The organism is Planococcus plakortidis, assembly GCF_001687605.2.
In the GTDB taxonomy this organism is placed as follows: domain Bacteria; phylum Bacillota; class Bacilli; order Bacillales_A; family Planococcaceae; genus Planococcus; species Planococcus plakortidis.
Genome location: NZ_CP016539.2, coordinates 3,208,013 through 3,223,439 on the forward strand (window position 1 = coordinate 3,208,013; position 15,427 = coordinate 3,223,439).

General features: G+C 49.9%; 14 protein-coding genes, 1 pseudogene and 1 riboswitch. Of the genes and pseudogenes, 3 read left to right on the top strand and 12 right to left on the bottom strand.

The window, feature by feature from the left end; all coding sequences use genetic code 11:
• Positions 1-15: 15 nt before the first annotated feature.
• Both BBI15_RS15950 and BBI15_RS15955 read right to left on the bottom strand, forming a co-directional pair.
• Positions 16-828, bottom strand: coding sequence for a transporter substrate-binding domain-containing protein (locus BBI15_RS15950; protein ID WP_068871092.1), 813 nt, complete (start codon positions 826-828; stop codon positions 16-18).
• 126 nt (positions 829-954) lie between these two features.
• A riboswitch (SAM riboswitch) is annotated at positions 955-1,060 on the bottom strand.
• 150 nt (positions 1,061-1,210) lie between these two features.
• Positions 1,211-1,936, bottom strand: coding sequence for a sulfite exporter TauE/SafE family protein (locus BBI15_RS15955; protein ID WP_068871093.1), 726 nt, complete (start codon positions 1,934-1,936; stop codon positions 1,211-1,213).
• A gap of 532 nt (positions 1,937-2,468) precedes the next feature.
• Here BBI15_RS15955 and ahpC point away from each other — a divergent pair.
• Both ahpC and ahpF read left to right on the top strand, forming a co-directional pair.
• On the top strand, positions 2,469-3,038 hold the full coding sequence (gene ahpC, locus BBI15_RS15960) for an alkyl hydroperoxide reductase subunit C (RefSeq protein ID WP_068871095.1): 570 nt from the start codon (positions 2,469-2,471) through the stop codon (positions 3,036-3,038).
• A 12-nt stretch (positions 3,039-3,050) separates the two neighbouring features.
• Positions 3,051-4,598 carry an alkyl hydroperoxide reductase subunit F gene (gene ahpF, locus BBI15_RS15965; protein ID WP_068871097.1) on the top strand — a complete coding sequence of 516 codons (1,548 nt, stop codon included), beginning with the start codon at positions 3,051-3,053 and terminating at the stop codon, positions 4,596-4,598.
• Between the two features lie 99 nt (positions 4,599-4,697).
• Here the strand turns inward: ahpF and BBI15_RS15970 are convergent, their stop codons facing one another.
• From BBI15_RS15970 to BBI15_RS16015, 10 genes are all read right to left on the bottom strand, one after another.
• Positions 4,698-5,180, bottom strand: coding sequence for a nucleoside deaminase (locus BBI15_RS15970; RefSeq protein ID WP_068871099.1), 483 nt, complete (start codon positions 5,178-5,180; stop codon positions 4,698-4,700).
• Positions 5,181-5,272: 92 nt separating this feature from the next.
• Positions 5,273-6,460, bottom strand: a complete 1,188-nt coding sequence (locus tag BBI15_RS15975) for a DUF4317 domain-containing protein (RefSeq protein WP_068871101.1) — start codon at positions 6,458-6,460, stop codon at positions 5,273-5,275.
• A 140-nt stretch (positions 6,461-6,600) separates the two neighbouring features.
• Entirely contained in the window at positions 6,601-7,506 is a 906-nt protein-coding gene (locus BBI15_RS15980) for an AEC family transporter (RefSeq protein ID WP_068871103.1), read from the bottom strand.
• A gap of 61 nt (positions 7,507-7,567) precedes the next feature.
• Positions 7,568-8,875: a 2-hydroxycarboxylate transporter family protein gene (locus BBI15_RS15985; protein ID WP_068871104.1), complete on the bottom strand. Its 1,308-nt coding sequence runs from the start codon at positions 8,873-8,875 to the stop codon at positions 7,568-7,570.
• 430 nt (positions 8,876-9,305) lie between these two features.
• Positions 9,306-10,022, bottom strand: coding sequence for a response regulator (locus tag BBI15_RS15990; protein WP_068871106.1), 717 nt, complete (start codon positions 10,020-10,022; stop codon positions 9,306-9,308).
• Positions 10,015-11,628, bottom strand: a complete 1,614-nt coding sequence (gene dcuS / locus BBI15_RS15995) for a DcuS/MalK family sensor histidine kinase (protein WP_068871108.1) — start codon at positions 11,626-11,628, stop codon at positions 10,015-10,017. Before dcuS ends, BBI15_RS15990 begins: the two co-directional genes overlap by 8 nt.
• A gap of 374 nt (positions 11,629-12,002) precedes the next feature.
• Complete coding sequence (locus BBI15_RS16000) at positions 12,003-12,620, bottom strand: NAD(P)-dependent oxidoreductase (protein WP_068871110.1); 618 nt, start codon at positions 12,618-12,620, stop codon at positions 12,003-12,005.
• A gap of 54 nt (positions 12,621-12,674) precedes the next feature.
• Positions 12,675-13,640 carry a nucleoside hydrolase gene (locus BBI15_RS16005; RefSeq protein WP_068871112.1) on the bottom strand — a complete coding sequence of 322 codons (966 nt, stop codon included), beginning with the start codon at positions 13,638-13,640 and terminating at the stop codon, positions 12,675-12,677.
• Positions 13,641-13,797: 157 nt separating this feature from the next.
• Positions 13,798-14,397, bottom strand: coding sequence for a DUF4230 domain-containing protein (locus tag BBI15_RS16010; protein ID WP_068871113.1), 600 nt, complete (start codon positions 14,395-14,397; stop codon positions 13,798-13,800).
• A gap of 60 nt (positions 14,398-14,457) precedes the next feature.
• The gene (locus BBI15_RS16015) at positions 14,458-14,946 is read right to left on the bottom strand and encodes a GNAT family N-acetyltransferase (RefSeq protein ID WP_208599437.1); all 489 of its coding nucleotides are present in this window, start codon (positions 14,944-14,946) and stop codon (positions 14,458-14,460) included.
• Positions 14,947-15,184: 238 nt separating this feature from the next.
• On the opposite strand from BBI15_RS16015, the pseudogene BBI15_RS16340 reads away from it, so the two are divergent.
• Positions 15,185-15,367 (top strand): annotated as a pseudogene (locus BBI15_RS16340) (SDR family oxidoreductase); the annotation flags it as partial.
• Positions 15,368-15,427 lie beyond the last annotated feature (60 nt).

Genomic DNA, 15,427 nt, shown 5'->3' on the forward strand with positions numbered 1-15,427 from the left:
TGTCCTTCCGTTAGCTTATTCAGGGATGTAGTCGCCGCCGGTCCATTTCTCGGACAGTTCGGACAAAGTGCCATTTTCTTTCAACTGTTTCAAGATCGGGTCGATCAAAGCTTTCAACTCTTCGCCTTTTTCTTCGTCTTTCAAGACGATGCCCATATCGTCATTGACCAAAGGCTGCCCGACAATTTCCACGCCGAGTTCATTCTTTTCCAGTACTGCGTTCATCATGATCGGGTCATTGACGTATGCGTCGACGCGGCCGTTCTGCACATCCTGCAGAATTTCCGATGGGTTGCCGCTTTCACTGTATTTCAATTCGATCGGCTCATCGGCCGTCTCATTGTATTCCTCAAGCAATAAGGTATAGGAATCGCCTGCCAACGCCCCGACCGCTTTGCCTTCCAAATCTTCAATCGTTTGAATATCTTCACGGCCTTCCTTCACTGCAATGACCGTTTCCGCTGCGAAATACGATTCATCGGTGAACAAATACTTTTCCTGGCGTTCCGGCGTTTTCGCTACTTGGTCAGCGATGGCCTGGATTTTATTCGACTCGAGTGCAAGGAACATGCTGTCCCACGGCACCGCGACGTATTCGAACGTATAGCCGTCCAATTGTTCATCGACGGCTTTCATCATGTCCACGTCATAGCCCGTCAATTGATTGGCGTCATCCGCAAAAGCGAAAGGCGGGTAATCATTTTGCGTCCCGACGCGGATCACTTGCTCTCCATCAGCATTTGCCGTCTCTTCCGATGAACAGCCGGCAAGTGTTCCGGCAAGACCTACTAAACAGGCAGTTGCGAATACATAAGCGTTTCTTTTCATAATTCAAGCTCCTTTGGTTGTGTAATTTTTTTATGATAGGGCTGGACTTTCCGCCTTGTGTAGAGCGCCTGCCCTGCTTTTGGATGCAAAAAAGCCTCTTTCAATAGGAAAGAGGCTTCGACCAATTTCTTATCTCTCAGAATGAATACATCCTGCAGGAATTAGCACCTCTCATGGATATGATGGTTGCTGGACGTCATAGGGCCTGTCCCTCGGTCTCTCTGGATAAGGTATTTAATTTATTTTGCATAATAACGATAGTATTTGAGATGCCTGTTTCTGTCAAACACTTTTTGAAAAAACGACTATTTGTATAAAAATTCACGGCCGAATAGATCAGCCTTGCCACTTTTCCATGTTTGCCTTCTAATTGAGCGACCGTTCATGGCAACCCGCCCACACTCTCCAACAGCAAATAACTTCCTGTAAACAATAAGATGATATATGTGAAAACACGAAAAATTTGCTGGTTGATTTTCGTAAATAATAATTGCCCCAAGTATAGGCCTGCGGCGACAAGAGGAATAGCCCAAAGACTGGAGACCCAAACGGTTTTGTTTGTTCCCGCAAAACTCACTTGTATGATCAAGCTGGCCGAATAAATGAAGAGATAAAACGCCAATGTCGTACTCCGCAATGTCTCTTTATTCGTCTCCGTTCCCGAAAAATACAGCAGAATCGGCGGTCCCGGCATTCCGATGCTGGTCGTCAAGGAACCGGAAATTCCACCGACGAACAGATCCCGCTTATTGTTCCGAGTGATCCGGAACTTCAACATGAGCATAAAGGTCAGCAGCAAAACAAGAAGGCTGACAATGAGTTTCAAGCTATTCAAATCAATCGTCAAGAAGACCGCCATTCCAACAGGCAAGCCAAGTGAACTTCCGACAATGAACCTTTTCAAGACGCCGATATCAACATCTTTCCGAACCTTTGCAATCAATGCGAGCGAAATGAGCAAAGACAAGATCAAATTTATCTGTATGGCCTCAGCCGGCTCAAAGATCAACAAAAGAAATGGTGTCGCCAGAATGGAAAACCCGAAACCGGTGCTTGTCTGGAGAATTGAGGCAATCAGTATGATGATGATAAATGCGGCAAATTCCATAAAACACCTGCTTTCTCTGATAAAAGTTACCGCTCTTTAATTTTCCCATATTCATCTTAACATGCAGCTGGCTCGGTATATTATAGAGTCTGGAGATTCGATTGAACCCGCCAGGCCTCTTGAAACTGTCGATTCATAAGCTAATCAAATACAAATTGTTTATATGTGCATCTCTTTTGCCTGGCACTCTATCAATTGGAAAGCTCCATTGAGAAACCAGCGTTTCTAGATGAAGTTTTTTCTATTTTGAAATATTTGATAAATAATATTTTCACAATCTTAAGAGTTCACTCAGCTTAAGTGTTTTTGAGTGACGTTGCCCGATTTAGTGTTTTTTCTCTCTATATTTAGAGAAAACGTTTACATATTAGGGTTCTCTTTGACAAAACTCCCGATTCATATGACAATGGAAATAGAATTAGAATCATTATAATCAGATAACAATATTAATTGGAGCGAACTACTTCGATTAGTTTTTTTTGCGTTATCGATTATGGTCATTCTAAAAAAACATTCAGGAGGTAATTATTTTATGTCTTTGATCGGAAAAGAAATCCAACCATTTAACGCGTCGGCTTACCAGGCGGCAAGCGGTGAATTCATCGAGGTCACGGAAGAAAGCATGAAAGGCCAATGGAGCGTCGTGTGCTTCTACCCGGCAGATTTCACGTTCGTTTGCCCAACTGAACTTGAGGACCTCCAAAGCCAATACGCAACATTGAAAGAGCTTGGCGTGGAAGTATACTCTGTTTCTACAGACACTCACTTCACTCACAAAGCTTGGCACGACCACTCAGATGCAATCGGCAAAATCGAATACACGATGATCGGCGACCCGTCGCAGCGCATCTCACGCGGATTCGACGTTCTTAACGAAGAAGAAGGCCTTGCACAGCGCGGCACATTCATCGTTGACCCGGACGGCATTGTCCAAGCTGCAGAAATCAACGCAGACGGCATCGGCCGCGACGCCAGCACGCTGGTCGGCAAAATCAAAGCGGCACAATACGTGCGCAACAACCCAGGCGAAGTATGCCCGGCTAAATGGGAAGAAGGCGGCGACACATTGAAGCCAAGCCTTGACCTCGTAGGCAAAATTTAAGGAGTTTTGACGATGATACTAGATGCGCAAATCAAAGCACAATTAAAGCAATACTTGCAGCTATTGGAAGGCGACGTGCTGCTCCAAGTGAGTGCCGGATCCGATAAGGTATCAACCGATATGATCGATTTGGTGGAAGAACTATCCGCCATGTCTCCGCGCATTCAAATGGAGCGCGCGGAGCTCGAGCGCACGCCGAGCTTTAGCGTCACCCGCCCTGGCGAAGATATGGGCATCACGTTCGCCGGCATCCCGCTCGGCCACGAGTTCACGTCACTCGTACTTGCTTTGCTTCAAGTGAGCGGGCGGGCCCCGAAAGCCGACCCAAAAACGATGGACCAAATCAAAGCGCTCGACGGCACGTATCACTTCGAGTCGTATATCAGCCTGAGCTGCCAGAACTGCCCGGAAGTCGTGCAATCACTCAATTTGATGAGCGTCCTCAACCCGAATATCACGCACACGATGATCGACGGCGCTGCATTCAAAGAAGAAGTTGAAAGCAAAGACATCATGGCCGTTCCGACAGTCTTCTTGAACGGCGAATCGTTTTCAAGCGGTCGCATGTCGCTTGAGGAATTGCTGGCAAAACTCGGCAGCGCACCGGATGCGTCCGAATTCGAAGGCAAAGAACCGTTTGACGTGCTCGTTGTCGGCGGCGGGCCGGCTGGTGCCAGCGCGGCGATCTATGCGGCGCGTAAAGGTATCCGCACCGGCATCGTCGCGGAGCGTTTCGGCGGCCAGGTGATGGATACCTTGAGCATCGAGAACTTCGTCAGCGTCAAGCATACGGAAGGCCCGAAATTTGCGGCCAGCCTCGAAGAGCATGTGAAGGAATACGACATCGACCTCATGAACCTGCAGCGTGCGAAACGCTTGGAGAAAAAAGATTTGTTCGAGCTTGAACTTGAAAACGGCGCTGTCGTCAAAGGCAAGACCGTCATTCTCTCGACAGGAGCCCGCTGGCGCAACATCGGCGTCCCTGGCGAAGAAGAATTCAAGAACAAGGGTGTTGCGTATTGCCCGCATTGCGACGGCCCGCTATTTGCCGGCAAAGACGTCGCGGTCATCGGCGGCGGCAACTCCGGCGTGGAAGCGGCGATCGACCTTGCAGGCATCACGAACCACGTGACGGTGCTGGAATACAACGCAGAGCTTAAAGCGGATTCCGTTTTGCAGGACCGCCTGAAGAGCTTGCCGAACGTTACGGTCTTGACGAATGCCCGCACACAGGAAATCACCGGCACCGATAAAGTGAACGGCATTTCCTATATCGACCTCCAAACCGGCGAAGAAAAGCATGTCGAACTATCCGGCGTCTTCGTCCAAATCGGCCTCGTGCCAAACACCGACTGGCTCGGTGACTTCGTTGAGCGCACTCCGCACGGCGAGATCGTCATCGACCAGCGCGGCGCCACGAATATGCCGGGCGTGTTCGCGGCAGGCGACTGCACGAACATCCCATACAAGCAGATCATCATTTCGATGGGCTCTGGCGCGACGGCTTCACTGAGCGCGTTCGACCATCTCATCCGAAGCGATATCCCTGTTTTGGTGTAATCAATATAAAAGGACTGCAGAAGAGATTTTTCTCTTCGCAGTCCTTTTTGTGTTCAAAAGAAATGGCAGATATCCAATGCAACGGTCGCTTTCAGCCGCCTATTGCTTCGCTTCGTACAAGCGCCGGTGAAGCTCATGCACCTGTTCTGCAAGTTCCGGCACCGGCCCGTCGACGTCCGGGTCGTTCAGGATTTCCGCGATGGACAGATTGCGGACAGGTGAAGGCTCGGCGCCGAGCTCTTTCATCCATTCGCCCAATTGCTTTGACGAACTGGCATAGACGATGCGGCCGAGCCCGACCCAGCCATGCGCCGCCGCGCACATCGGGCAATGCTCGCCGGACGTATAGACAGTCGCTGTCGCCCGTTCACCCGATGCCAGATGTTCCGCCGCCCAGCGCGCGATCGCGAATTCCGGATGCTGCGTATGGTCGCCTGATGCCACGTGGTTATGGTCCTCGAACAGCACCTCCCCCTGTGCCGACACAAGAACCGAACCAAACGGCTCGTCGCCTTTTTCCAGCGCCTGCTCGGCGAGTTCGACGCAGCGCTTCAAATAGTGTAGATCGGTTTCAGTAATCATTAGCGGCTCCTCCTTTTGTGTCCCCGTGGCTTGCCTACGAGGAATTTACCCGTTCGGCATTCTGCATAAGCGCAACCATTCGAACAAAGCTTCTACTCCAATTCTTCCTCCGCCAACAACTTGAACCCTTCCACGACCGTATCCTCTTCGACTTCGATCAGGATGCAGCGGCGGCCATTGTAATTGACTTGTTTGACGTAACGTAAGTCTTCGGGGCCGATCTTGATTTCGGCGACTTTCGTGTTGATCTTGATCGATTTGGAACCGTATTTCGGTACGATGTGGCTCGCTTTCATCTCGTACTGGCGGTCATCGGTCACTTGCTGGAACGCCTGCTCCACTTTCTCGGTGCTGATGTCTTTGATGCCGCTCGCCTTCAGGACACGTTCGACTTCCTTGGAGTCGAGCATCGGTGCCGGCTCGTCTTCGTCTTCCGCTTCCACTTCGAGCAGGCTGTTGATTTCGTCGTAGACGCCCGCAAGCGTTCTCGAATTGACTTCATCGCCGATCACCTGCTTGACGATTTCTTCAAAGACCACTTTATCGTCTTCTGCGGTGGTAATTTCGTCGCCATTCAACACATTTTCGATAAACTGGAAATCGGGCTTATTGGCTTTTGCTGCGGAATACAGGATACGGTTGACGTCTGCGGCGTTGTTCGTGAAGCTCGGGAACAGGAACCCGCCGACGGGAGACGACAGCTTGATGACCGGGTCCGCCATGATGTTCGACTTGAATTCCTTTTCGATGAAATCAAACACCAGCGACGATTTCGGCAGTTCGGTCTGGTTCATGCTGCCGAGGACGAACGGCGTCGTGTATACTTCGTCGCGCAGCGCAGTTTCCGTCTCGTCCACCTCGCGTTTCGTCGTCTTGAAATACGTGCCGCGGATGAACGTGATGACCATGTCTTTCTCGTATGGCGTCTCTTCGACCATCTTCAAGGCGACGCGCTGCATATTGTCTTTCCAGCCTTCCGCATCGTCCGCATGTAGCCCTTCGTAGAGCAACGTCTGCGTATGGTCCACCTGCCCTTCTTCGGGGCGCTGGAACTTCACTTCGAACAGCTTGATGTCGAGCTTGCCCGCGAGCACTTTCTTAAAATTGGCCAAGAACAGCTCTTGCTGCTCCCGGTCGAGCAAGGAAAACGAGCGGCTTTCCTCGTGGAAGATCTCGCTTGTGTCCTGTTTGATATATACATTGTAAATCTCGGCGATTTTCAGTAAATCCGTCTCCAGCTTGAACTGCTTGCGGATCTCGGCAATGTCTTTTTTGTTCATTTCTATTTCCAACTCCCAGCTAGTAGAATCCATGTTCGTACAAAAAAAGAGTATCCAAGCCAATTCGCTTTGGACACTCTTTTATTATAACAAGAATTCGACAGGATACCGGGATTGCCCCTTATGGATTTCTACAGTTTCTATAGAAAAAGCAGCAATGCCGGAATCGTGACGATGCTTGCCAAAGTGCTGACGAACATCGCGCTCGACACCATATCCGGGTTCATATTGAACTTCATGGCCAACAGTGTCGTCGTGGCAGCCGCCGGAGTCGCCGCGGAAATAAGCAGCACTTTTGCTTCGAGTGACCCTGCCGGATAGAGCCAGGCCAACAGCCCGAACGCGATGGCCGGGAACGCGACCAATTTCAGCACGGCCGCCGTCCCGATGAACTTCAGCACGGTCTTGATCTGGATCGATGCCAAGGTAATGCCGAGCAGCGTCAACAGCACCGGCACGGCCGCCTGCCCAAGTAAGCCCGTCGCATTGCCGAGCGCCTCGGGGATCGCAATGTCCGTTATTTTCAGAACCAGCCCGATCGTGATGGCAATAAACCCAGGCATGCGGATGATGGTAATGAAAATCGCCTTCTTCGACACATCGGCATGGTTTGAAGCGTAAAAGATGCCAGCCGAATTCATCAGCAAAGATTGCATGACGACATAAATGATCGCAATCGCCATCCCCTCGTCCCCAAAGGCGAACAACACAATCGGCAAGCCGTAATTCCCGGTGTTCGGAAACGCGCTCGCGAGCATCATCGTATTGCGGTACGACAGATCCCACCCAAATACGATGCCGAGAAGCTTAATCAGCATCGCAAACAGGGCGAACAACAACACCGCAAACAGCACAATTTTCCCCAAATCGCCCAAATCCAGCGAAGACGTCGTGACGGAATGGAAAAACAAGGCCGGGCTGAACACGTAGATGCACAAATCCGACACCGGCTTCTTTTCGATGTCCATGAACCGGCCGATAAAAAAGCCGATGCCGAGCAAGATAAAGACCGGCAAAATGACATTGATGATTTCACTGACAATCACGGCGCTCACTCTCCATCAGAAAGAGGGAAAGGATTTCTCCCCTCCCCCAAAATTTGATTCATCAAATGAAAAACGGTATAAATACACTGGCCAATAATAAGATCAACGCGCCGCCGAGACGGGAGGAAATTTGCGCAAATGGCATCAATTCCATGCGTCTTGCTGCAGACAGTACCGCAACATCGCCCGTTCCGCCCATATTCGCCATACATAGCCCTGCTGTGATGGCAGCTTCGATCGGGTAGAAGCCCATGAACTTCCCGACCACGCCGGAACCGATGACGGCACCGATGACGACCGCCAAGACGATAAGGACATATTGTATGCTCAAGGCATTCAGCACGGCTTCGAGATCCGTATACGCGACCCCGATGCCCACTAGCAAGGCGTTGGTCCAGTTGCGCGCCACGAACTCATACCACTGGCTCGCGCCTTCTACAATAATTTCCGGCATGACATTGGCGACTTTCAGCGCTGCCACCAAAATAATCATGATGGCATACGGGTGAAGCGGGATGAAGTCGCCCAATATATTCCCTAGAATATAGAACGACACAGCAGCCAAGACCCCGATGCCCATTTTCGCCAAATCGTAGCTCGGCGTTTCTTTTTTCTCGTAATGGAAATTGCGGATCAGCTGGCCATTCCCCGTCAAGCTCGGGTATTTATTGCCGATCATGTTCAAGACACTCGCCAAGATGATCGCGAAAACATTCCCGAGCGCCAAGGCCGGCACTAAAATCGACAGGTAATACCCGGGTTCATTGCCAAGCATTTCTGAATACACTTGGGACATCGGCACAGCGCCTGCGCCCATGCCGCCGCCCATGATCGGCATGGCGATGACGAGCACCGCTTCCTGGACGCTGAACCCTAATACCATCCCGACCAACGCAGCCAGGCCAACCGCCCCTGCCACCGCAGCAAGCAATGGCAAGGCGTAGCGAACGCCCGCTTTCACCAGGATCTTCGATTCCATCCCCAAAATACTGCCCGTAATCAATGCCGCAATATAGAAGTTGAGGAAATCGCCGTCTTTCATGAATTCCGTAATCCCCGCCGTCGTGCTTTCCGGCATAAGACCACTATAGACCATATAAGCGGATCCGAAAATAGCGACGATCGCGCCGCCTCCGAGGAACGTGCGGACGATCGGCATATGATTGCCGAACCAGCCCAATAATTCGCCGAGCACCATGGTGATGAGCAACGCGCCGATCATGCCGGCCGGCAAGTTTTCGGTATACATCGCATACAGCGCAATGACCGCGAACACCCCAAACCAGAGGAATGGCATATTGAAAATCGTGAATTTGTCTTTCAAACTTCTCGCCGGCAGCTGCGGCGGGATCTTATTTGTTTCCTTCATCGTTGGACACCTCGTTTTCTTGAGCTTCGCGCTTTTTGGTAAGCGCTTTCACTGTATTTCATATTTTAGACAAATTTCAGACAACTTCTAGCTTATGAAAGTATTGGTTTTATTGTAATTAAAAAAAGCAGCCGCATTGGCTGCTTTTTGTGGGGTGTTGAGAAATCGTATTTTCCGAAGCTTATTGCTCGCTTTCCACGGGCTCGCGCCCGAGCCTCCTCAGCTGCTATCGAAAACCCGCTTGCTCCCACATCTGCCAGCAGATGCGTCGCAAATGAATGCGCTCAGTGAAGCTTCGCTCATTCATTGCTTGCGGGGTCTCGGTCGTCTCGCTATTCCGTTGGAGTCGAGCAAACGCTTCTCCAAACACTCAGACATCTCACTGAACTTCTTTAATGAATTAATGTTTTCCGAAGCTCGATCCTCACTTTCAAAGATAAGGATCGAGACGATTAGCGTTTTCCGGGGCTAAACGGTATTGATAGATGGGCCGGCCGACGCCGTAGGTCAAGTCTTCCTGCAAATAGCCGATGGCGCTGAGGAATTTCAAGTATTTCCGGACGGAGACCCGGGAAATTTGTGCCGACTGCGCCAGTTCATCTGTTGAAAACACTACAGCTTCGTTCGACAGGATCACTTGCTGGATGGTCTGCAGCGTCGCTTTCGTCAGCCCTTTTGGCAATGATTGCACCGTCGTTGACGGACTAACGGATGGCTGTTTTCTACCAAGCAGGCTGTCGATTTCCTGCTGGCTGATTTGTTTATTGGCGTGCAGCTTATGGAAATTGCTTTGGTATTGCAGCAACGCTTCCTGGAAACGGCTGAACTCGAACGGCTTGATCAAATAATCGGATGCCCCGAGCCTTAAGGCGTGCTGGATTTGCTGGATTTCAGAGGCCGCCGTGATCAGGATGACATCGAGGTCCTGCTGTTGTTCACGGAGCATCTGCAAAAATTCGATGCCGGTCAGCCCGGGCATGTGGATGTCGAGCAATACCAAATCGATGTCCGACTCCGCCAGGATCGCGATGGCCTGTTGGGCGTTTTCGGCGGCGCCGATCACCGTGAAACCTTCCATCCGCTCGACGAATTGCCGGTTTAAGGCGGCGACCATTGGATCATCTTCTACTATCATTACTTTAATCATCTGCTTCCCCCCTTGCTTCATACGGCAGCACCAACTCGAAGGTCGTGCCTTCGTTTTTCTCGGAGGCCACTTCAATCGAGCCTTCGAGTTTATCTACGCTGTTTTTCACCAAATGCAATCCGAATCCGCGGTGATAGCCTTCCTTGCTGGAAATGCCTTTTTCGAACATCGTTTCCTGCAACTCTTCGTCGATGCCCGTTCCTGTATCGCTGATCATAATCGTCAGCAATTCATCAACATAGGAAAATGCGGCGTGAACCCGCCTGTTTGCGGTCCCTTGGACGTTATCGATCGCATTGTCGGCGACATTGCCGATGATGGTGATCAGTTCGTGCGTGACCGCGGAATCGTCGGGTTTCGGGATATCGGTCTCGCAGCTGATCGTAAGCTCCACCTGCGCTTCCCTTGCGAAACTGATTTTTCCGAGGATGAAGCCTGCGAGCACCGGATCCTTGATGGAACGGGTCACATTGCCGACTTCCACGGCCTGGTGGTCGACCAATTTCGCGATAAACTGCGACACTTGCTCATACTGCTCCATTTTGACCAAGCCAAGCAACACATGCAATTGATTCATGAATTCGTGCGACTGCGCCCGCAAAGTTTCGGCGTACATTTCGACGCCGGTCAATTGTTCGGCAAGCACATCGATTTCCGTCTTGTCCCGGAACGTCACCACAGCGCCGATCACTTGGCCATCCACTAATAAAGGCACTTGGTTCGCCAGGATCGCCATTCCATTGAGTTCCTGTTCCTCATCCAGGACGGTGCGTTGTTCAACCAGCACACTAGCCGTCACCAGTCCTGGCAGAAATTCGTGAATCTCTTTGCCGATCGGCTCACGGCCCGTGAATCCCGCTTTTTCAAACAACTCCCTCGCCGACCGGTTGGCAAGCAGGATGCGTGCATGTTGGTCGATCGCGATGACGCCTTCGTAAACGGAATGAAGCATCTGGTTGCGCTCTTCGTGGATGCGCGCGATTTCGGGAGGTTCCAGCCCGAACAGGCTTTTCTTTATATAACGCGCCAAGAACAATGCGCCGAGGATGCCGAACAGCAATCCGCTTAATGAGCCGATCCATAGCGTCTGACGGTTTTGCCCGATCGCCGCTTCCACTTCCTCTAAGGAAATGCCGACCGCGACCGCCCCGATTTGATTGCCGGCTTCATCAAACACCGGCGTGAACGCACGGACCGATTGGCCGAGCGTCCCTTCGGCTCGCGATGTGTATTCCTCGCCTGTTAGCACACGCGCTTCATCGCCCCCGGCAAATGCCTTGCCGATATTGTCCGGATTCGGGTGCGATTTGCGGATGCCGTCCATGTCCATGACGACGACAAACAACACATCAGCGGCTTGTTGCACGGCCAGCGCGTAATCCTGGATATTCGCTTCCGCGGATTCGCTCTCCAAGCCTTCATGAATGACTTGCGACTCTGCGGCGGTCCGGGAAATGCTGACGGCCTTATCTTCCAATTGTTGCTCGATCCGGTCACCCGACGTATCGGCCACTAACAGATTGGTGATCACGAGCGACACCAATACCACCAATAACACACACAGGATAATGACCGTACTCAATTTAAATTGCGATAAAAACGCCATGATGCACCTCATTCTTTACTGCCGGAAAATTGTTGTAAACAGATGTTTCTACTATAAGCCAAATGCGCCCTAAAGAAAATCGGGGGAAGGAACCAAAAAAGCAGCCGCAATAATTGCAGCTGCTTCGCTTGTCGAGAAACTCTAGTTAATCGTATTTTCCGAAGCTTATCGCTCGCTTTCCGTGGGGCGGGAATCGAGCCTCCTCGTCACTGCGTTCCTGCGGGGTTTCTCAAACCCGCTAGTCCCACAGGAGTCGAGCGAACGCTTCTCCAAATACTCAGACAGGTCATTGATTACTTAATGTCGCAAAGCTAATCTCTTTTTTACTTATAGCAGATTAAAACCTATTCCACCCTCTGAAGCCACTTCATGATTCACGACGCAATTCCGATTGACTTGTTTTCGTACGTTGCATCTCCCAGCGCTTTCAAAATAAAATGCGCCACATCGGCACGCGGAATGGTCTTCGATTTGTTTGGCACACTTTCCTCCGACTCGCGGTATTGCCCGGTAAACGAATCATTGGTCAATCCCATCGGACGGACAATTGTATAGGTCAGCCCCGTTTCCTGGATGGCATCCACAGCCGCGCGGTGATCGATGAGCGCATTTTTCAACACCCCCATCATCAGCTTTCCGCTGATGCCTGGCAATTCCTTATCGATTCCTGCTGAGGCGGTGTAGACGATGCGCTGGACGCCATGCTGCTGCATGCCCGCTACGATATTTTTCACCATCACCTGCAGGTCGGTCGATTTATTCATGCCTTGATTCGACCCCAAACACGACACCACCGCGTCATGGCCGGCGATCGCTGCAGCGACTTGTTCCACGTGGAACGCATCTCCCTGCACCACTGTTAATTTATCGCCTGTGACTTTCAATTTGTCCGGCGTCCGTACAAACGCCGTCACTTCATATCCTTGTTCCAGTGCTTGCTCGACGACCGATCGGCCCACGCCGCCCGTCGCTCCGAATACGATGATTTTCATCACGCTTCACCATGCTTTCTTCTGAGTTTTGTCGACTCCAAAATATAAAACGAATTAACGTGCTTCCACGCGATCCGAAATGACTTTTACTGCTTTCACGAATTCCTCAACGAACGCTTCGCGATTTACGCTATGCAACACATGGACATTCGGCTTTTCGCCAGTGCGGTTCGTGAAGTCGACCACTGTGGCGCCTGCCGTGATGCCTTCCAGTGAAGCTTCCACAAAGCAGTCCTGCCCTTCGAACAATTCCGGTTTCAATATGTACATGACCGCGCAGACGTCGTGGAAATGCAGCACCTGATCGTAATTCTCTTCGTGAAAAGGCGTTCTCTTGATAACATCCAAATAATGCGTAACGAGGCCATACGCCTTCTCCGCAAATTCGGTGCCGATAGCCAACATGTCTTTCGCTTCGTCCAGCGTGACAAATGCTTTATGTGTCACATCCAAACCGCTCATGACAATAGGAACGCCCGAACGGAAGACGATTTCCACCGCATGCGGGTCGACATAAGCATTGAATTCCGCGGACGGCGACATATTGCCGCCGACTGCCGCTCCGCCCATCCACGAAATGCGCTCGATTTTCGGCTTCACTTCCGGATGCGCCAACAATAACGCCGCCACATTCGTCAAAGGGCCGGTGGCGACCAAGGTCATTTTCTCCTCGCTAGAAAGCAAAGTCTCGCGCATAGCGGCAATGGCCGGCCGTTCGCTCACTGGCAAAGTCGGAGACGGAAACTCAATATTCCCGAACCCGCTCTCCCCATGGATCTCTTCCGCCATCTCGAGCTCGCGGAACATCGGCTGTTCCAAGCCGCGCGCCACTTCCACATCCGCACCGATATAACTCAAGAACGTTCGTGCATTGTAGTTGGTCTTGTCTTGCGAAATATTCCCCGAGCACGTCGTCACCAAGCGCACATCCAACGCGTCATCATGCGCGAATGCCAAAGTGAGCATCATCGCATCGTCAATCCCCGGGTCTGTATCAATCATGATCGGCAATCTGGCCATCCCTGAAAACCACCTTTTCTTGTCTATTAGTTTTGATTTTACGCTAGTCAGGGCTTTAGGTGAAATGATAGCAAATGTCTCTATTGATTACGCAAGAATCAATCCATACAAAAAGCCATCAAAGTCAGGAACCTTGATGGCTTGCTGGTTATATGTATTAATAAAATTCAATAATCACTTCGTTATACGCAGGAGTTTCAAGCAGTGCCGTTAAAATCTCTTCTGTATTTTTATCTGCTTCTTCCAAAAATCCTTGTTCGATTTTCTCTTTTTCAAGTTTCTCTTTTTCGATATTTATATCTTCTATGATTTTTTGAGAAGGATAATCTGAGAATAACTCATCTTTGATATCTCTTATTTCCATATTTTGAGTGTCGGCCACATTCTCAAGTATCTCGGCTTTCGGTACTCTCACGACCAATCGTTTTGTGCTGTCATTGTAGGATGTTTCAATTTCCGAGGCTTTGGACCCCGCTTTTATGTACCCATCGTATTCAATCAATCTGATCGCTTCTGCAAATTTAATATCGGACACTCCAGGCAAAGAAATATTCTTACCCGTCTCACTGACTATGACATTGCTATACTCGTACTCAAGTGATGCCAGTTCCGCAATCTTTACGATTTGATCCTGTACCAACGAAGCATCAGAACTGCTATCGGTAGTGACTCCAAATAAATTGGTTTGTGAAAATGCATATCCAGCAGCTGCCCCTATAACCAATACAAAAAATAAAATTACAACCAGTTTTTTCATCGTTTAGTTCCCCCACATATTTAATTCCTTGCTCTCTATGGTAGACCAACAAAGGATTTATTACACGTACTGAAAAACAAGTTCGCCTTCTTCCATTCCAGCTGGCGTAAACTCCAGTTTTTTCAGCAACTGAATGGAAGCCTTGTTTTCAGGAGAGGTCCCGGCTTTAATGGTGACCCCAGGGTATTCCTGCTGGATCCAGTGAACCATGGCTTGAACAGTTTCATAAGCATAGCCTTGTCTTTTAAAAACGGGGTTGATGGTATAGCCGATCCAACAAGCATCGGCTTCCTTTTTCACAAACACATCCCCAATCAGAGTCTCGTCGGTTTTGTGGATGATGGCCAATTGGGCACCTTTTTCCACTGATGGCTCTCTTAATAAAATTTCTTCATACTCTTCTCGGGTCAAGCCTTTAAAATATTGAAATTCCATCCATTTGGGATTATTGCGGTATGTAATAAAAGCGTCCAAATCGCTTTTCATAAACTGCCTGATGTAACACCTTTTCGTCTTAAAGACAGCTTGCATCCTATTGTCTCTCTTCATTTCATGCGCTCCTCCCCATGAACATGCATCTGTCACCCTGGTCGTATCTCTTGGATGCTTTTCCCGTCCAAGAACGCTTGGCCCATCTGTACGAGTGATGCTTCCTCCTGTATATATTCTAACAAGGCAGCGATGAGACCTTTTTCTCCGAATACTTCGAATGCCGAGAACCCAGATTTCCTCCAGTACTACGGATGCTATACGAGTATGTTGCATATTCTAAAGCCCTACCGAAACCGGCCTAGTCATTAATGCACGCGACGGAAAAGAGAATTATGAAAAACAATCGAAAGGACACCCGAGAGGAAGTTGCTGGAAATTAAGTAAGCTTGCAGAAATCGTGCTATTCCTAACTTCAGACATAGTATCCTATATAAACAGCGCAAAAATAGTTGTAGATGGCGGCTATTCGTTAAAATAATAAAATTTAGGAGATAGGGGCTTTGAGTGAAATGATAGCTAACCTTTCCTGTTGAAGACT